Origin of the sequence: Aurantibacillus circumpalustris, from assembly GCF_029625215.1 — a bacterium.
Taxonomy (GTDB): Bacteria; Bacteroidota; Bacteroidia; order B-17B0; family Aurantibacillaceae; genus Aurantibacillus; species Aurantibacillus circumpalustris.
On the sequence record NZ_CP121197.1, the window covers coordinates 1,655,714 to 1,672,938 of the forward strand.

19 protein-coding genes are annotated in these 17,225 nt (G+C 34.5%); 9 read left to right on the forward strand and 10 right to left on the reverse strand.

The features are described from left to right. Nucleotides 1–4: 4 nt before the first annotated feature. From P2086_RS06945 to P2086_RS06960, 4 genes are all read right to left on the reverse strand, one after another. The gene (locus tag P2086_RS06945; RefSeq protein ID WP_317899720.1) at nt 5–454 is read right to left on the reverse strand and encodes a hypothetical protein; all 450 of its coding nucleotides are present in this window, start codon (nt 452–454) and stop codon (nt 5–7) included. A gap of 106 nt (nt 455–560) precedes the next feature. Next, nucleotides 561–1,082 (reverse strand): 3-hydroxyanthranilate 3,4-dioxygenase, encoded by a 522-nt coding sequence (locus P2086_RS06950; protein ID WP_317899721.1) that lies wholly within the window; start codon nt 1,080–1,082, stop codon nt 561–563. 145 nt (nt 1,083–1,227) lie between these two features. Then, entirely contained in the window at nt 1,228–2,220 is a 993-nt protein-coding gene (locus P2086_RS06955; RefSeq protein ID WP_317899722.1) for an aspartate-semialdehyde dehydrogenase, read from the reverse strand. Between the two features lie 44 nt (nt 2,221–2,264). Next, a complete protein-coding gene (locus P2086_RS06960; protein ID WP_317899723.1) occupies nt 2,265–3,149 on the reverse strand; it encodes a CvfB family protein in 885 nt (294 codons plus the stop codon). A 132-nt stretch (nt 3,150–3,281) separates the two neighbouring features. Between P2086_RS06960 and P2086_RS06965 the strand changes: the two genes are divergently transcribed. From P2086_RS06965 to ybeY, 6 genes are all read left to right on the forward strand, one after another. Beyond that, a complete protein-coding gene (locus tag P2086_RS06965) occupies nt 3,282–4,172 on the forward strand; it encodes a DMT family transporter (RefSeq protein ID WP_317899724.1) in 891 nt (296 codons plus the stop codon). A gap of 60 nt (nt 4,173–4,232) precedes the next feature. After that, a complete protein-coding gene (gene rplU / locus P2086_RS06970) occupies nt 4,233–4,754 on the forward strand; it encodes a 50S ribosomal protein L21 (RefSeq protein WP_317899725.1) in 522 nt (173 codons plus the stop codon). Nucleotides 4,755–4,830: 76 nt separating this feature from the next. Then, the gene (gene rpmA, locus P2086_RS06975; RefSeq protein WP_317899726.1) at nt 4,831–5,091 is read left to right on the forward strand and encodes a 50S ribosomal protein L27; all 261 of its coding nucleotides are present in this window, start codon (nt 4,831–4,833) and stop codon (nt 5,089–5,091) included. 161 nt (nt 5,092–5,252) lie between these two features. Beyond that, nucleotides 5,253–6,527: a serine--tRNA ligase gene (serS, locus tag P2086_RS06980; protein ID WP_317899727.1), complete on the forward strand. Its 1,275-nt coding sequence runs from the start codon at nt 5,253–5,255 to the stop codon at nt 6,525–6,527. Continuing rightward, nucleotides 6,527–7,111, forward strand: coding sequence for a hypothetical protein (locus P2086_RS06985; RefSeq protein WP_317899728.1), 585 nt, complete (start codon nt 6,527–6,529; stop codon nt 7,109–7,111). Before serS ends, P2086_RS06985 begins: the two co-directional genes overlap by 1 nt. Further along, the gene (ybeY, locus tag P2086_RS06990) at nt 7,111–7,524 is read left to right on the forward strand and encodes an rRNA maturation RNase YbeY (protein WP_317899729.1); all 414 of its coding nucleotides are present in this window, start codon (nt 7,111–7,113) and stop codon (nt 7,522–7,524) included. The genes P2086_RS06985 and ybeY overlap by 1 nt, the downstream gene beginning before the upstream one ends. A gap of 123 nt (nt 7,525–7,647) precedes the next feature. Here the strand turns inward: ybeY and P2086_RS06995 are convergent, their stop codons facing one another. The 4 genes from P2086_RS06995 to folP form a co-directional block, all read right to left on the reverse strand. Then, nucleotides 7,648–8,424 (reverse strand): energy transducer TonB, encoded by a 777-nt coding sequence (locus P2086_RS06995; RefSeq protein ID WP_317899730.1) that lies wholly within the window; start codon nt 8,422–8,424, stop codon nt 7,648–7,650. Between the two features lie 72 nt (nt 8,425–8,496). Beyond that, entirely contained in the window at nt 8,497–10,959 is a 2,463-nt protein-coding gene (locus P2086_RS07000) for a DUF5686 and carboxypeptidase regulatory-like domain-containing protein (protein WP_317899731.1), read from the reverse strand. A gap of 55 nt (nt 10,960–11,014) precedes the next feature. Beyond that, nucleotides 11,015–11,707, reverse strand: coding sequence for a DUF4159 domain-containing protein (locus P2086_RS07005; protein ID WP_317899732.1), 693 nt, complete (start codon nt 11,705–11,707; stop codon nt 11,015–11,017). Nucleotides 11,708–11,755: 48 nt separating this feature from the next. Then, entirely contained in the window at nt 11,756–12,613 is an 858-nt protein-coding gene (folP, locus tag P2086_RS07010) for a dihydropteroate synthase (RefSeq protein ID WP_317899733.1), read from the reverse strand. A 6-nt stretch (nt 12,614–12,619) separates the two neighbouring features. On the opposite strand from folP, the gene P2086_RS07015 reads away from it, so the two are divergent. The 3 genes from P2086_RS07015 (at nt 12,620) to P2086_RS07025 (ending at nt 15,658) form a co-directional block, all read left to right on the forward strand. Further along, a complete protein-coding gene (locus tag P2086_RS07015) occupies nt 12,620–13,162 on the forward strand; it encodes a DUF1599 domain-containing protein (RefSeq protein ID WP_317899734.1) in 543 nt (180 codons plus the stop codon). Between the two features lie 76 nt (nt 13,163–13,238). After that, nucleotides 13,239–14,582 carry a BT_3928 family protein gene (locus P2086_RS07020; protein WP_317899735.1) on the forward strand — a complete coding sequence of 448 codons (1,344 nt, stop codon included), beginning with the start codon at nt 13,239–13,241 and terminating at the stop codon, nt 14,580–14,582. Nucleotides 14,583–14,743: 161 nt separating this feature from the next. Beyond that, nucleotides 14,744–15,658, forward strand: a complete 915-nt coding sequence (locus tag P2086_RS07025; protein ID WP_317899736.1) for a tetratricopeptide repeat protein — start codon at nt 14,744–14,746, stop codon at nt 15,656–15,658. A 41-nt stretch (nt 15,659–15,699) separates the two neighbouring features. On the opposite strand, the gene P2086_RS07030 is transcribed toward P2086_RS07025, so the two are convergent. Together P2086_RS07030 and P2086_RS07035 are read right to left on the reverse strand one after the other, a co-directional pair. Beyond that, nucleotides 15,700–16,797: a fatty acid desaturase family protein gene (locus P2086_RS07030; RefSeq protein ID WP_317899737.1), complete on the reverse strand. Its 1,098-nt coding sequence runs from the start codon at nt 16,795–16,797 to the stop codon at nt 15,700–15,702. Nucleotides 16,798–16,865: 68 nt separating this feature from the next. After that, nucleotides 16,866–17,222, reverse strand: a complete 357-nt coding sequence (locus P2086_RS07035; RefSeq protein WP_317899738.1) for a protease inhibitor I42 family protein — start codon at nt 17,220–17,222, stop codon at nt 16,866–16,868. Nucleotides 17,223–17,225 lie beyond the last annotated feature (3 nt).

Genomic DNA, 17,225 nt, shown 5'->3' on the forward strand with positions numbered 1-17,225 from the left:
AATTTTATTCAGACTTAGAAATATATTCTGGTTTGTAAACAAGTTTGGTGTATGGTAAAAGCACAATGGCGTCTTTAAAACTGGGTAAAACAAGCACAAACTCTTCGTTTTGTTTTCTAGAAGATTCAAAACGACTAATGTCAATGATTTCCTCGTTTAACTCAACTGATCCCGCGCTCAGAGATAAGTGATTTCTTTTAATGTAAAATGATTCGCAGAAGTACCAAAGTTCTTTATAGTATTGAATTGTATTAGATTTTTTCCATGTTTCTAATGCGTCGAATCCACCATGTCTGGCTGCCAAATAAGGTAAATACATTTTTTCCTTTGCTGGATTTGGCTTTAATAATTCGGGGTCAAGAGAATTTGTTTGGGAATACGAGAACGATGAAAGTAATACAAACAAAACAATCGTTAGCCAGTTAAGAGGTGTTTTTATTTCTACGAATCTCATATAAACAAAGATAAGATTAAATATTACAAGGACGAATCTGTTAAATTATTCAAGAACGCCATTCACTCAAGCAAATGGAATATTAGGACAAAATAAGGGCAAAAACCTATGCAATTACAGGCGGTGGTTCCATAATCGTACCACATTTTTTGCAGGTTCTTAGATCTTTACTTTCGTAAAACCGTTTAAACTCTCCCTGAAATTGTGTGGTTATATCTGTAAGCGTAAAATAAGCTTCATGAAGTTTATGATTGCAGTTTTCACAAAACCACATCAACCCATCTTTTTCGCCATTCTTTTTTTTATGTTCAACTACTAAACCAATGGAATTTGCAGTACGCTTTGGGTTGTGCGGTACTTTCGCAGGTAACAAAAATATTTCTCCTGCTTTAATTGGAACATCAACAGCTTTTCCATCTTCTTGTATTTGAACGGTGATGTCTCCTTCTAATTGATAAAAGAATTCTTCTCCTTCATTGTAATGGTAATCCTTCCGCGAATTTGGGCCGCCAACAACCATCACAATAAAATCAGTGTCCTTGTAAACAACTTTGTTGTTTACGGGTGGTTTAAGTAAATGACGATTGTCATCGATCCATTTTTTGAAATTAAAGGGGCGTGTTACCATACTATCAAATTTAGAATTAAAAATCAAAAATTCAAAATGAAATAAAGAGGATAAAATTGTATTAGATAAAAACCAAGAAGCGAGACATAAGACTCAAGATTCTTGTGTCTTGCTTCTTGAATTCCTTGAGTCTTGGTTCTTGATTCTACACCAGATTGTTTTGCAAGAGATACTCTGCTATCTGCACTGCATTGGTAGCAGCACCTTTTCGTAAATTATCGGCTACCACCCATAAATTTAAGGTTTTATCCTGCGATTCGTCTCTTCTAATCCTTCCTACAAACACACCGTCTTTATTGTGCGCATTCATTGGCATAGGGTAAATTTGATTTTTAATATCGTCTTCTAAAATCACCCCGTCGGTACTTTTAATTAAATCAAAAACAGCTTCAATTTTAAATTCATTTTCAAACTCAATATTTACACTTTCGCTATGTCCTCCATGCACTGGTACGCGCACAGTTGTGGCAGTTACACGAATAGTGTCATCCCCCATAATTTTTTTAGTTTCGTTTACCATTTTCATTTCTTCTTTGGTGTAGCCATTGTCTAAAAAAACATCAATCTGTGGAATCACATTTAAATCAATTTTGTACTTATATGCCATTTCATTACTCGTGCCATCCTTACGTTCGTTCATTAACTGATTCACTGCTTTAATGCCGCTGCCAGTCACGCTTTGGTATGTTGAAACAACCACACGTTTGATTTTATATTTTTTATGAAGCGGATTTAAAACCACCACCATTTGAATCGTTGAGCAATTTGGGTTAGCAATGATTTTATCTGTTTTGCTAAGAACATGTGCATTTACTTCAGGAACAACTAACTTTTTAGTAGCATCCATACGCCATGCCGAAGAATTGTCAATAACAGTAATCCCTGCCTCTGCAAATTTTGGAGCCCATTCTTTGGAAGTGTCGCCACCTGCTGAAAACAGTGCTATTTGAGGCTTAGCTGCAATTGCTTGCTCCATCGAATGAACAGTATATTTCTTTCCCTTAAACTCCAATTGTTTTCCTACCGAGCGCTCTGAAGCAACCGGTATTAATTCTGTAACTGGGAAATTTCTTTCTGCTAAAACTTCCAACATCTTTGTGCCAACCAGTCCGGTTGCACCAACAACTGCAATTTTCATTTAGATTAAAATTAAGACTTCAAAAATAATAAAGGAAATTGAATTTATTCGCCTTCCTGAGTTTGTTCTTCTGATTGTTCCTCTGTGCCTTCTTTATTCACAACCAAATAAACACCATCAGGTTTTATTAAAACTTTTCTATGTCTATACAAAACGCCAATTGATTTTTTAAATGTGGCTTTGCTCATCGCGAACTTTTCTGAAATCTCCTCTGGATTACTCTTATCGTGTAGATTCAAGAATCCATCGTTGTTTTCGAGGTATTCTAAAATAATTTCTGTGGCAGAAAGCACATTTTTAAAGCCACCCTTTTGAAGACTAATATCCACCAATTTATCTTCACGAATTAATTTTACGTAAGCGATTTGTTCATCTCCCACAAAGAGATCCTGGTAAACATCGTTATGATAAATTAGTCCTTTGTGCATACCATTAATAATACAACTGTATCCAAGCGGTGATTCTTCAGTAATCATAATTTCAACTTCCTGTCCCCCCTCTAATTTCATTTCTTCGTTGGAGAGAAATTTTTCGAGTTTGCTTGAGCCAACAATTCTTTTGCTCACATCGTCCAAGAACACTCGTACCACATAATAGCGCCCTTCTTCCATGTTAAATTTCTGCTCGCTAAAAGGTACAAATAGTTCTTTTTCCAAGCCCCAGTCAAGAAAAGCACCAATGTCACTCGCCGCATTTACTCTTAGACAAGCAAAATCGTTTAGTTTAACAATTGGTTTTCTTAGTGTAGCAATTAAGCGGTCTTCAGAATCTTTGTATATAAAAACCTCAATTTTTTCTTTAACACTTGGTTTTTCTTTTATATATGAATTTGGCAGTAATACTTCGCCACCTTCTGTGTCTCCTAAATAAAAACCTACAGCTGTTTCCCTTAGCACAGTTAAGGTGTTTATTTTTCCAATCTCTATCATAATTTTTTTCTTTGTGCGAAGGTACTATTAATTCCGCCTGTAAATAAACTCTGAGTAATTACAGGTTTTGTGAAACTTTAAAATTACATTTGTGCGCGCGAATTTGAGCACTTTAATTTCGAAAACACACCCGTGAAATCTAAAACCTTGTCTTGGTTAATACTTATTGTTCTTGCAATTGTGTGGGGCAGTTCTTTTATTTTAATGAAACGAGGTATGGATGCATATGACAGCGATGAGGTGGCCGCTTTGAGAATTTCAATTGCCTTTTTATTTCTCTCCCCCCTTCTTTTAAAACACCGCCCTATTAATCTAAAAAAGTATTTCAAAGGTCTGTTTATAATGGGTGTTTTTGGAAATCTTATCCCTGCATTTTTATTTACTAAGGCCGAAACGCAAATTAGCAGCAGTCTTGCGGGAATGCTGAACGCACTTACACCTTTGTTTGCAGTTTTAGTTGGTTTTGTGTGGCTGAAAGTAAAACCAACCGGAATTAAAATATCAGGAATAATTGTTGGGTTTATTGCCGCAAGTTGTTTAATGCTATTCGATAAGACTGACGATATGTTTCAAAATGTAATTTACAGCCTATTGATTTTTATTGCCACTCTGTGTTATGCCATTAGCATTAACGGTATTAAAAAATTCCTAAGCGACCTTAATTCTGTAGCCGCAACGGTTTGGGCATTTTCGATTACCGGACCAATCGCTTTGGTTTATTTATTTGGATTTACGGACTTTACCGAACATGTTGTAAGTAGCCCTTTAGCCTTAAGTTCATTAGGATATGTATCTATTTTAGCCATTGTGGGGACGGCTTTGTCGGTAATTTTGTTCAATGTTCTGATAAAAGAGGCTGGAGTCGTTTTTGCGAGCAGTTGCACCTATTTAATACCCGTTGTGGCAGTCTTGTGGGGTCTTTTTGATGGGGAAACCATTAACTTTGCCCAAATTTTAAGCATTATTGCCATTATTTTGAGTGTTTATTTAATTAATCGCGACCAAAAATTTGCACTTAAATAAGAATTAAGTATATTTGCGTCCCTTTTTAAGGGAATTTATTAACAATTAAAACCAAATTAAATGTACGCAATTGTAGAAATAGCCGGGCAACAATTTAAAGTGGAACGTGGAAACAAAGTATACGTTCACCGCCTAGAGGCTAACGAGGGCGAGAAAATTGAATTTGACAAAGTTTTCCTTTTGGATAACGGTGGAAAAATTTCAGTTGGAAACCCTACGGTAGAAGGCGCTAAAGTAGCAGCCACAGTAATTAGTCACGTTAAAGGTGACAAAGTGATCATTTTCAAAAAGAAACGTCGTAAAGGCTATCAAAAATGGAACAATCACCGTCAAAGCTTAACTCAAATCTTAATTCAAGGTGTGTTAGCAAAAGGCGACAAATTAGAAGCAGAATTAACAGCTGAGCGCGTTGTACGTGTTCAAGGTTTAAGAAGAAAACCAGTTGAAACTGCAGAAACTGTTGCTACAGAAGTAAAAGCTCCAGCTAAAAAAGCAGCTCCAAAAAAGGCAGCAGCAAAAAAAGCGGCAGCTCCGAAAAAAGCAGCAGCTAAAAAAACAACAACTAAGAAAAAAGAAGACTAATAACCGAATGAAAAATTAAAAATTGAGAATGAAAAATTCTTAATTCTTAATTCTTAATTCTTAATTTAAATAAGAAATGGCACACAAAAAAGGCGCGGGTTCATCAGATAATGGTAGAGATTCGCATAGTAAACGTTTAGGCGTGAAAATTTTCGGTGGTCAAACTTGCATCGCAGGTAATATCATTGTTCGTCAACGTGGCACAAAACACAATCCTTCGGAAGGTGTTGGTATGGGAAAAGATCATACTCTTTATGCTTTGGTTGATGGTAAAGTAGTATTCAAAAAGAAAAGAGACGATCGTTCGTATGTATCGGTTGTTCCTGTAGAAGGATAATCTCGTTTTCTATGGACTATAAAGCCCTCCGTGAAAACGGTAGGGCTTTTTCTGTTTTTATTGGACTTTAAAACTAATCGTAATAATTCGCAGTGAATGCTTCTGTGTTAAAGAACAAGCATTAAATTTGTTTAATCGAAAAAATAATTGAGTGATTTAATATGTTACAACTTACCTATATCCGCGACAATAAAGAAGATGTTTTAAAACGTTTAGCTATTAAGAATTTTAAAGATGCTGAAGCTATAATTAATTCAGTTATTGATTTAGATAATAGCAGAAAGGCGGCGCAGAAAGAAGCGGACGACACCAAAGCAGAGGCAAACTCCTTAGCCAGACAAATTGGTGATTTAATGAAATCTGGTAAAAAGGAAGAAGCAGAAGTACTGAAGGCTAAAACAGCTGAATTAAAAAATACCGAAAAAAGTTTAGACGAAAAGCAAAAAAGCATTGAAACGGAAGTTCATAAATTGCTGGTAACGGTTCCGAACTTGCCGAATTTATCTGTTCCGGTTGGAAAAACTCCGGAAGATAATGAAGTTGTTTCTGAAGATGGTGTAAAACCAACCTTGCATGCAGGTGCAAAACCACATTGGGAACTAACAACCAAATATGATATAATTGATTTTGAATTAGGGGTTAAGTTAACTGGTGCTGGATTTCCTGTATATAAAGGAAAAGGCGCACGTTTACAAAGAGCTTTAATTAATTTCTTTTTAGATAGAGCCACCACAAAAGGATACAATGAAGTGCAGCCGCCAATTTTGGTGAATGCCGACAGTGGTTATGGTACTGGTCAGTTACCTGATAAAGAAGGTCAAATGTACCATGCAACAGAAGACAATTTATATTTAATACCGACGGCCGAGGTGCCTATTACCAATATGTACCGCGATGTAATCTTAAAAGAGAGCGATTTCCCAATTAAAAATTGTGGTTACACCCCTTGTTTCAGAAGAGAAGCGGGTAGTTATGGAAAAGATGTTCGTGGTTTAAACCGTTTGCACCAATTTGATAAAGTAGAAATAGTACAAATTGCCCATCCACAAGAGAGTTATAAAATTTTAGAAGACATGAAAGATTATGTGGCGGGTCTTTTAAAAGAATTGGGATTACCTTACCGTGTTTTAAAATTGTGCGGTGGTGATATGAGTTTTGGAAGTGCGTTAACCTACGATCTTGAAGTTTGGAGTGCTGCCCAACAACGCTGGTTAGAGGTAAGCAGCGTGAGTAATTTTGAAACTTTTCAAACGAATCGTTTAAAGTGCCGATATAAGGATGAAAAAGGTAAAACACAATTGGCACATAGTTTAAATGGCAGCGCATTGGCTTTGCCACGCATAGTAGCGGCGCTATTGGAAAATAACCAAACTGAAAATGGAATTACTATTCCTAAAGTACTGGTTCCTTATTGCGGTTTTGATAACATTAACTAATGAAATTTTTTTGTTATACAGTCTGTTTTATAATAGCAACGTTTTTTTTTGGAGCGTGTGGTAAATCAGATCTATATGAGGAAAAAGAAAAAAAGCTTGATAGTTTAAGTGGTGCTGTAAATTCTATCGTAAAAGAATTGCAAAAGACAGATACACTTGTTCTACAAAAATCTATTACACGTTACACTTGGTACAAGCAATTTGTTGAACAGAATGTCAATGATACGGTAAGAAAGGAAGAAGCTGATAATTTACAACATTTTTATTCTAGCGGTAAAAATCTAGAGAGTTTTTCGACAAATAGAAAGATGGTTCTAAAAAGAGCAGTTCTAATAAGCTCACAGTTAGCGAAATTGAGTCAAGATGTAAAAAGTAAATCCATTACTCAACAACAGCTTCAGACTTATTCTGAGTATGAAATTAATGAGGCCAGCAAATTGATTGAGTCGGCATATACGCAACAAAAACTTTTTCATTCAGGATTAGAAGAATTTAAAAGTGCTTTAAAAGGTGTGGAGATGCTTATTAGAAGCAGGAATAAAGGAGAGTTGCCAACAATTATTAAAGACACCGTTTCATTCTAATGGCTGTTACATTTCAAATTCAGGAGATTAAGTTTAAGCTAGAGAAAGCTGCAACGATTAAATTGTGGATCAAAAAAATCATAGAACTTGAAAAGAAAAAGCAAGGCCAAATTAATTTTGTATTTACAAACGACGAAGAGATTTTAAAAACAAATATTCAATACTTGAATCATAACACCTATACCGATATTATTACGTTTGATTATTGCGAAGGAAAAATAATTAATGGCGATATTATCATTAGTATTGATCGTGTAAAAGAAAACTCAGACAAACTTGGAGTGGATTTTACAGAAGAATTACATCGTGTAATTATTCATGGAACTCTCCATCTTTGTGGTTATAAAGACAAATCAAAAGAAGACGCAACGTTAATGCGGAAGAAAGAAAATTGGGCACTTAAAAAAGTATAGAATTCTGCCGATGAGTCACTAATTGCAAATTGGCGCGAATTGTGTTAAGCATGATTGATAAGATCTTTTTCATGTTTAGCTGAAAAAATTAGTGTAAATTGCTGTAATTCGTTGCTAAGTTTTCTACTGCCCAATTGAAGAAGATGCGTCTCTATTAACATTCCTGAGACTGAAGGTGATAGGATAACTTACTTTATACCGGACGTACTTTTCGTTTATAATAGCTGGCTGCCATCGTGTTAATTTTAGTATACGTAATGCTTCTTCGGCGCAACCAGCTCCCAGGCCCTGTTTTATTGTAAGGTCGGTTACGTATCCGTTAGCCTCCACAATAAATTCAATAACAACAGTACCTTCAACTGATTTTTCAATGGCAAGTTTAGGGTACTCCATTTCTGAAAGAATGTAGTCATTCATACCTTCCTCACCATTTTTATAATATTCAGGAGCTCGGTCTGCTTTTGCATAGACAATAAAACTGCTATCTATTTGAATTCCTTTCTTAAGATTAAGACGCAAACGCTGTTTTAAAAATTTATTATAGCGCGAAGTAGAAATCGGAAATGAAAACGAGTAGGGGTATGTTTCGTATGCTTCGTTTTGTGTTTTTGTAAAACGAATAAAACGAAGAATACGCTTGGTCTCGTTTCTGAGCGCATTATTAACACCTGTTTTAAACTTGATGTTTGTGGCATGTCCTGAAGAATCGAGATCAAAAAGCGCATTTACATGCACGTCAAAATTTGACGTGAGAATCGTTTTTGGCAATGTAAGTTGTGTTTCAATAACCTGTTCAATCTGACCCTTCCCGCCTGAAGCTTGCGCTTCAAATTGTTCTGAAAAAAGTTGGGCGTTAATTGTTGAAACAAAGAAAAAACTATACAAAATGTACTTAAGCATAACATAAAGATAAAATAAATTGGCAAAAAAAGAAATGATTTTGCCTGAAATTGTATAACTGGTATTAATGTATTAAAATGATAAATTAATACCAAGGGTAAAGCCTTGTTTCAGCTTTGTATCAGGTGCGTAACCCAACACATAATCTAAACGAATAATTCGGAATATTTTTTCTAAGCCAAAATTTATTTCGTAATAATATTTTAATTTGTTGCTGGTTAAAAAATGGCCGCCAATTACTTCTTGTATTTTTAAACGTTTAATTAAAGGGATCTGGCTAATTATAAAGCCTTGAAAATGATGCTCCGCATGAATTTCACTAAACCATCTATCAGCACTAAAAGTATAATAAGGGAGTAATCGAAAACTACTTAAGTAGTCGTTGGTATTAAAGATTGTTTGGTTTCCAAGAAAATATTTGAAATCCATAAAAAATAATTTTTTTGTGTCAATAAATCCGCCGCCTCTTATGCGATAAGCCAGATTACCGAATAAACCCAATCTAATTCTATCGGAAAGACTGGCGCTTAATAAATCGTAGTCGGCACTCGTGTTTAAAATGGGAAACGCTCTTTTATAAGTCACACTTAATCTTGGATATTTACTACCCGCAAGTACTTTTTGATCTGGAAGCGAATAATACCGTTGTTTAAATCTGAAAGTAAAAGTGAACTCAGTTGTAAAGGCTCTGTTAGTGCTAAACATAGAGTCGTGGGTAAACGCATTTCTTGGATCGTTGCTTGTAAATAGTTTAGATCGATCATCAATAATTAAAATATCACTTGTATTTCTTAGTGGATCACGTTGCATGTAGCGCACAATACCCGTAAAGAATACACCGTTTGAAAGCTCCGTAAAATAATTTCCTTCCACTCCTGTTTCTTTAAAAACTTTCATGTAATTCTCATTTAACAAAAGTGAATACATTGAGTTGATAAGCGGTGAAATAGGATCGAGTTGATTGTATTGTTCCGCAATAGATTTAATCTTAAAGCCAAAATTTGAAAAGGATTTGGGTTTGTAATAATAATTAAAGCCTACTTCTCCTCCCCACAATTTGTTGCTGAAGCCATACCGCGCTCTCCCACTCACAGTAAAACGCCTGAAATCTTCAAAAGTCTTGTTAATACTAAATTTATAACTCAAATTTAATCCTTCAACGGTATTGTATTGAATGCCATTCGCGATGAGTCCTGGAAGTAAGACATTAAAATTCTTCTTTGTTTTATTATACTCATACCCAAAAAAAATATCTCTAAGCTTAAGTTTATTTCTTTGTTTATCAACAGAGTCTTTATACCTATCTGTATCCCTTATCTTAGAAATACTGTCCTTTTTTCTATAATCATTTATTTCTTCCTGAGTTAAAGGTGTGGTCCGTATGTTTTCCCAGTAGATAGAATCTTTTTTATTAGCATCATCTTCTACCTTTAGAATTTCGTTATTAAAAAAGTTTTTTGGATAAACGGGATTCAAATCATACGCGCTCAAATTGGCATTAAAATAACCGTTGCCTTCAAAACCAAAAGCATGCAAATCGAAGGTTAAATTTAAACTCAGTGGCATCCAAAGACTATCGCCAACAATAGAAGCGTGTAATTGCTTGATGTTAAGGGTATCGATAAAATTAATTTTTGCTTCTTTACTAAGCATTAAGTCAATACTTGTAATTCTCCAGGTACTGTCTTGTATATATATTACCCCAGAAAAACAAGGATCTGTTTTATGTTTTGGAACTACTTTTATTTTGTTTATTGTTTTGCCTTCTCCTTGAACTGTGCCCATTAAGTAGTATCTATAAAACAGAAAAGCGTTTTCATTTAATGGCGAAATAAATGGACGATCGCTTACATTTCCAAGCAAAATAAGATTGTTATAAAAATTCAATTTCATATCGCTTAGCTTATTAAAACTAAACGATTTATTGTCACCGCTCACTTTACTGCTGAGCATAATTTCTTTTTCTTTTTCAGGTTTTTGAAAATGATATTTACTTACACTTTCCGACAGGTATATAACACCCTTTATCTCATTCGTATCTGAAAGCTCACCGCCGGCTAGTTTTATAAGTCCTCTAATATTTTTAGGAATGCCATTTATTTTTTGAAGTCCTTTAATGTAAGCGTTACAAGTATACGCATCGAGTTGATTGAGATAATGTTTTCTGTTTTTAATTGCCTGCCGCATAATAGGGTAGGCTGGGTCTTCGCCCGCTTTAATTTCGACTTCTTTTAAGGAAATGGCATCGGGATTAAGAAAAATATTTAGCGTTTTGTTTTCGTTTAAAATAACTTTTTCTGTTTTTCTGGCGTAACCAATGTATTGAAAAACTATTTCGTAATTACCGGCCGGAAGTTTTAGGTTGTAGAGACCATTTACATTACTAATTGTGTTGTAATTCGATCCTTTCACTATAACCGTAGCAAAAGGAAGCGCTTCGGTCTTATCTGATATTTTTCCCGATAAAATGTAAATTTGCGAAACAAATGGCAGATTAAGAAATATAAAAAAAAGTACCGTAAATGTTTTGCTCATGAATTAACTTTAGTTTAACTGTTATTAGACGAACACCTCATACAAAAGTTACTGTTTATTTTTTATCAAAGCCCATAAAAGCATAGGATATAATGTTGGCTCCCATTTTTAAAGCTTTAGTGCGTCCTTCTTCACTGTCGTTGTGAATTTCTGTGCTTTCCCAACCATCGCCTAAGTCACATTCGAAATCATAAAAACAGACTAAACGACCTTTATAAATTAGCCCAAATCCTTTCGGCGCAGAATTATCGTGCTCGTGAATTTTTGGTAAGCCCGAATTAAAGTCAAATTTTTGATGATAAATTGGGTGGGTGAAAGGTAATTCAACAAGATCTAGTTCGGGAAATATTTTTTTTAATTGGGGACGAATAAATTTGTCCATTCCATAATTATCGCTCACATGTAAAAAACCGCCAGCGATTAAATAATTGCGAAGATTTTCAGCTTCCTGATTCGAAAAAATAACATTACCGTGACCTGTCATGTGTATGAATGGATAGTTAAACAGCTCAACACTTCCGGCATCTACAATCGCTTGTTCAGGATTGATATTGGTTTTTATTTGAGCATTACAAAATTTGACAAGATTAGGTAGAGAGGTTTCTAAGTTAGCGTACCAGTCGCCACCACCATTGTATTTTAGTAAAGCGATTTGATAAGAGTAAGGAGCGCCAACAAACGAAAAGTTAAGGACGCTAAAAGAAAAAATTAGGGCAAAAAATAAAAAAAGTTTTTTAAAGCGTCTCATCTGTCTATTTAAAAAAATTGAAGTTAATTAAAATTACAAATTCAGTTGTTATGCATTCTTGTAAAACTCTGTTAATTCTATAGCTTGTTTTGCTTCACTAACATCGTGCACACGTAAAAGTTGAGCGCCGTTCAAAAGCGCAATGGTGTTAAGTACAGTGGTGCCATTAAGAGCCGTGACGGGATTTGTTCCAATTACCTTATTTATCATCGCTTTTCTTGAAATTCCGGCTAAGATAGGGAAGCCTAAATTACTAAATTGATCAATGCCTTTTAAAAGTGTATAGTTGTTTTCAAGTGTTTTACCAAAACCAAAGCCGGGATCTAAAATTATTTTTTTGAAATTAAGTTTTGCGAGCAATTCAATCTTTAATTCAAAGTTACTTTTGATTTCTTGTAGAACATTTTGATAATGCGGATTAATTTGCATGGTTTGTGGAGTGCCTTGAATGTGCATGAGAACGTATGGTAAGTCGAGTTCAGCAACCGTAGCAAACATGTTTTTATCAAGATTTCCACCGCCAATATCGTTTATTATATCTGCTCCGTATTCTGCACTTTGCTTTGCAATCGAAGCTCTGTAAGTATCTACGCTAATTAAAGTGTTTGGAAAGGTCTTTCTGATTTCATTCAGATTTTCTTTTAAACGCTCCCATTCTTCTGTGTCGCTTAGTTCTATGGCGTTTGGACGGGTAGAAGCTGCACCAATGTCTATTATATGAGCTCCTTGTTTAATTTTTTCTTCTACATCATTCAGAACATCTTTAACAGTACTGTATTTGCCACCATCGTAGAAGCTATCGGGTGTTATATTAACAATGCCCATTATAAGTGGCGCATTAAATGTTATAATTTTCCCTTTGCAGGAATATTCAATTGGTTTAATTTCACTAATTTTAGTGCTCATAAATTTATGCAAAACACATCGCAACAATACGACGCAGCAATATCGCTATGCAAAGATATCTTTTTAAAGAAAATGAAGGACTATGGTACGGCATGGAGAAATTTGCGACCAAAATCGCTTACCGACCAAATTTTTATCAAAGCCCAACGCATTAAAAGTATTGAAGAAAAAGGTACTCAAAAAGTGGAAGATGATATTAAAGGGGAGTATATTGGTATTATTAACTACTGTGCGATCGCCCTTATACAATTAGAACTGGTGGGTGATACGCGAGTTGATCTTCCCTATGCTGAGGTGGAAACTTTGTATCTCAAATACCTATCGCAAACTAAAAAGTTAATGGAAGATAAAAACCATGATTATGGTGAAGCATGGCGCGATATGCGCATCAGTTCTTTAACGGATTTAATTTTAATGAAAATTTTCAGAGTTAAACAGATTGAAGATAATGATGGAAAAACCATTATTAGTGAGGGAGTAGATGCAAATTACATGGATATGATTAATTATTCAGTTTTTGCTCTCATTAAATTAACGCAAAAGAGTTAAAAATAGTAAAGAGGCTTTAATAAACTTATATATCACAATATCTTTAAGAAATTCTATAAACGCTTTATAACTGCGCATGAAAAAATTCCTATCCTCAAAATTATTTCAGCTTATCTGGTCCGGATGTTTGGCATTATTAATTTATTTTATTTGTCCGCCTTGTTTTGAAAAGCCAACGCTTTTAAAAATACTTGTCACCTTGTTGGTGATTTTAAACGTCTTTCCTTTTTTAATGAATGGTAAAGGAATGATTAAAACGTCTTTCTTCTGGTTTACACAAGCGGTAAGAGTTTTTGTTGGAGGTTTATTTATTTTTTCTGGAGCAATTAAAGCAAATGATCCAGTTGGATTTAGTTATAAGCTGAAAGAGTATTTCGAAGTATTTCAGAACGACACTGGCATGGCTTTCTTTGAATCCTTTGCGCACATAGCTTTGCCATTGGCTATAATTATTTGCGCTAGTGAAATTATTTTAGGTGTTATGTTATTACTTGGCGCAAAAACCAATCTTACTCTTAGCCTATTATTTGCACAAATTGCTTTTTTCACTTTCCTTACTTTTTATTCAGCGTGCTACAATAAGGTAACACATTGTGGTTGTTTTGGTGATTTTTGGAAATTGAAACCATGGGAAAGTTTTTGGAAAGATGTTATTTTAATGATTTCTATTACTGTTTTATATGTAGGTAAAAAGAATATCAATGAGGTGTTTGCACCCATGCTTTCAAGTGCTTTTCTAACAGTAGGAATTTTATTTTCGATAGGATTTCCTGTGTATGCTTATCGTAACTTGCCACCAAAGGATTTCAGACCTTACGCTGTTGGAATGAATATTAAAGACAATATGAAGTTTCCTGAAACGTACTTGCCAGCAGTTATTGAAACAGGATTTATTTATGAAAATATAAAAACAGGTGTAAAAGAACATTTTAATCTTCAAACCTACCCATGGCAGGATACCCTTAATTGGAGATGGTTCGCAACCGATAATGTTGTGGTAAAAGATGCAATAGATGAACCAAAAATTACTGACTTTACTGTAAATAATTTAGATGGTGTTGCTATTACAGATTCTCTTTTAAATGAAAAAAATTATAGTTTCTGGTTGGTGATGAATGAACTAGCGTACACAAGTGACGATGAAACACTTATTTCTCAAATAAATGATTTTTACAAACTCGCAACGGATGCGAAATACAATTTCATAGCACTTTCTGCAAGTGGCGCAAAGGAAATCGATAATTTTAAACACAAATACAACGCACTTTTTGATTTTGCGTCTGTCGATAATACTGTTTTAAAAACAATGATCAGAAGTAACCCAGGTCTTATGTTAATTAAGGACGGAACGGTTATTGCAAAATGGCATTATAATAATTTCCCTGGCTTTAGCGACGTGAGGTCAAAGTACATGAAGTAATCGAAGAACTTTTTTTGACGGTTCATCTGCAAGCGTTTTTCGCAGAGTGTATTTTTAAAAGTCGGTTGATTTTATGGTCGTGTAAAGCGCGTTCATCTAAATTATTCAGCATTTTTTACTTGTTTTAGAGCATAAAGAAATTAATCATGTAACTTCATAACATGAAAAGTGGCGTATGTTTAATAATCCTCCTTTTTATTTTTAATGTTGCCGGAGCTCAACTCAGATCAGGCGATTATGTAAAAATTGCAGAAGCAAATTACGAGCAAAAAAAATATTCGGAAGCATTAGAGTATTATAACAAGGCAATAGAATCTGGTGTTAATGACGCCAATGTTTTTTACAAGAGAGGACTCGTAAAATTTTATTTAAAAAAGGATGCTGAGGCAATTAAGGATTACGATAGTGCCATCTCTTTGCAACCTAAAGATTACGAGTTTTATTATAGTAAAGCTCTCTCAGAGTTTTATTTGAAAGAATATGGTAACGCCTTATTCGATTTTGATAAATCAATAAAGTTGGGTAATAATCAATCCAATGCCTTTGTACACAGAGGGGCCACTTTTTTTTATATGGGCAAGGATAAGGAATGTGCTGAAGATCAAACAAAAGCATTGGCGCGGGATAATAAAAATGTTTTGGCGTATTATTACAGAGGTTTATCAAAATATCAGCTCATGGAAAATAAAGTAGTGATTGCCGACATGACCAGCGCAATCGCACTAAAAGAAAGTGCTGAGTATTATTATTACAGAGCTTTGGCTAAATATCAGTTGAAAGATTATAAAGGAGGTATTTTAGATGCTGGTTCAGCCATTCAATTAAGCCCAGATTACGCGAGTGCTTACCTTGAAAGAGCGATGTGCTTTATAGCTGATGGAAACGATTTAAGTGCTATTAAAGATTTCACGAAATCACTCGAACTTAAACCTGAACTTGGTAAAGCTTATCATTATAGAGGTATAGCAAAAAAATATCAATCTGATATAGCCGGTGCTTGCGAAGATTTAAAAAAGGCTAAGGAATTAGGTTTTCCTAAATCAGTCGAAGAGTTACAGAAAATAAAATGTGATTAATATAAAAAAAGCCTCTTCACATGAAGAGGCTTTTACTTTAATTAAGCTCTGCCAAATTTCCAAAGCATTTGTTCATGCGACCATAAGGCGCCTGCAAAGGTTTTTCTTGACAAGTAGGGTACATTAAATTCTTTAGCGGTATTTTCTACAATCTTAGAAATTTTAGGATAGTGCATATGACAAATTGTTGGGAACAAATGATGTTCAACTTGATGATTTAAACCACCTACCAACCAAGTAAAAATAGGGTCACCGGTTGCAAAATTCATTGTTGTTCTCATTTGGTGTTCTGCCCAGTGATTTTCAAGGCTACCAGCATCATCTGGTAAAGGAAATTCAGTTTCTGAAACAACATGCGCTGGTTGAAAAATCATTGCCAAAATTAAGCTTGCAACGTAATTCATAACAACAAAACCCAACAACCACTGTAAAAAGCTCATTTCTTTCACTAAAAAAAATGGCACCAACATGTAACCGTAATAAATAGTTTTTGACATGATGAGTAAACCTAGTTCCAAACCATAAGTCGTATTGGCTCCTTTTAAAAGTCCTTTCTTATTGTAACGCGCAAGTTGTTTAAAATCCTTGGTAGTGCTCCACATCAAAGTCATCATGCCATAAAAAAACCAAGCATATAAAAATTGTAATTTGTGAATCCATTTTTTATCAGAATGTGGTTCAAAACGCATAAATCCTGGAGGGGCAATGTCTTCGTCGTGCTCGTGAACATTCGTGTAAGTATGGTGAATTACGTTATGCTGAATTCTCCAGTTTAAAGAATATCCTCCTAAAAGACTAATCGAAATATATCCTAATATTTTATTAAATTTTACATTCTTGCTATAACTACCGTGATTAGCATCGTGCATCACACAAAGTCCGATGCCCGCCATGGCAAAACCCATTAAAACCGCTAACAATAACCAGATAAGTTGACTATCAAACACATTAAATACGATTAAAAAATAAGGAATAAGATAAGCAGCGAACATAAATACCGTTTTTAGGTACATGCCAATATTTCCACTCTTACTTACTTGATTTTCTTTGAAATAGCTGTCAACTCTTTTCTTTAGTTCTGTGTAAAATTGACGATTTGTGTTGTTGAATCTTAAAATACTCTGCGTTTGATTACTCATTAGTGGTAGTAGTTTTTACGGCTTTTTTTGCCGAACGTAAAGATAGTAAAATTGCCTTTATTGGCAAGTTAATTACCGCCAATTTTAACAATAAAGTGCTTAATATCAGCAGTATCCCTATATTTTCGTGAGATAAAGGTCAATGTTGTTTGGCCAATGGCTAAAGCGCTCAAATTGAAATAGATACCTTTGTCGTTTCCGTGCCAAACCTCATTAATTTGCGAAATAACAGTTGGATCGTAATCTTGTTTTAATTGCCAAATATAGCCAGTAGTATGGTTTTCGGGTAATACAATTTTAAAATTTGAATTAGGGGGTACTTCATTAATTTCTGGAGACTCTTTTTTTGCTTCTGGAAAACTCGTACAGCTTAAAAAAAACGTAATTATTGCTAAAAATGAGGCAAAATAGGTCAGTTTTTTCATTAT

What these genes read in the sequence shown, in the direction of transcription:
- P2086_RS06945 (WP_317899720.1), bottom strand. Translation starts at nt 454, where the DNA reads ATGAGATTCGTAGAAATAAAAACACCTCTTAACTGGCTAACGATTGTT.
- P2086_RS06950 (WP_317899721.1), bottom strand. Translation starts at nt 1,082, where the DNA reads ATGGTAACACGCCCCTTTAATTTCAAAAAATGGATCGATGACAATCGT.
- P2086_RS06955 (WP_317899722.1), bottom strand. Translation starts at nt 2,220, where the DNA reads ATGAAAATTGCAGTTGTTGGTGCAACCGGACTGGTTGGCACAAAGATG.
- P2086_RS06960 (WP_317899723.1), bottom strand. Translation starts at nt 3,149, where the DNA reads ATGATAGAGATTGGAAAAATAAACACCTTAACTGTGCTAAGGGAAACA.
- rplU (WP_317899725.1), top strand. Translation starts at nt 4,233, where the DNA reads ATGTACGCAATTGTAGAAATAGCCGGGCAACAATTTAAAGTGGAACGT.
- rpmA (WP_317899726.1), top strand. Translation starts at nt 4,831, where the DNA reads ATGGCACACAAAAAAGGCGCGGGTTCATCAGATAATGGTAGAGATTCG.
- serS (WP_317899727.1), top strand. Translation starts at nt 5,253, where the DNA reads ATGTTACAACTTACCTATATCCGCGACAATAAAGAAGATGTTTTAAAA.
- P2086_RS06985 (WP_317899728.1), top strand. Translation starts at nt 6,527, where the DNA reads ATGAAATTTTTTTGTTATACAGTCTGTTTTATAATAGCAACGTTTTTT.
- ybeY (WP_317899729.1), top strand. Translation starts at nt 7,111, where the DNA reads ATGGCTGTTACATTTCAAATTCAGGAGATTAAGTTTAAGCTAGAGAAA.
- P2086_RS06995 (WP_317899730.1), bottom strand. Translation starts at nt 8,424, where the DNA reads ATGCTTAAGTACATTTTGTATAGTTTTTTCTTTGTTTCAACAATTAAC.
- P2086_RS07000 (WP_317899731.1), bottom strand. Translation starts at nt 10,959, where the DNA reads ATGAGCAAAACATTTACGGTACTTTTTTTTATATTTCTTAATCTGCCA.
- P2086_RS07005 (WP_317899732.1), bottom strand. Translation starts at nt 11,707, where the DNA reads ATGAGACGCTTTAAAAAACTTTTTTTATTTTTTGCCCTAATTTTTTCT.
- folP (WP_317899733.1), bottom strand. Translation starts at nt 12,613, where the DNA reads ATGAGCACTAAAATTAGTGAAATTAAACCAATTGAATATTCCTGCAAA.
- P2086_RS07015 (WP_317899734.1), top strand. Translation starts at nt 12,620, where the DNA reads ATGCAAAACACATCGCAACAATACGACGCAGCAATATCGCTATGCAAA.
- P2086_RS07020 (WP_317899735.1), top strand. Translation starts at nt 13,239, where the DNA reads ATGAAAAAATTCCTATCCTCAAAATTATTTCAGCTTATCTGGTCCGGA.
- P2086_RS07025 (WP_317899736.1), top strand. Translation starts at nt 14,744, where the DNA reads ATGAAAAGTGGCGTATGTTTAATAATCCTCCTTTTTATTTTTAATGTT.
- P2086_RS07030 (WP_317899737.1), bottom strand. Translation starts at nt 16,797, where the DNA reads ATGAGTAATCAAACGCAGAGTATTTTAAGATTCAACAACACAAATCGT.
- P2086_RS07035 (WP_317899738.1), bottom strand. Translation starts at nt 17,222, where the DNA reads ATGAAAAAACTGACCTATTTTGCCTCATTTTTAGCAATAATTACGTTT.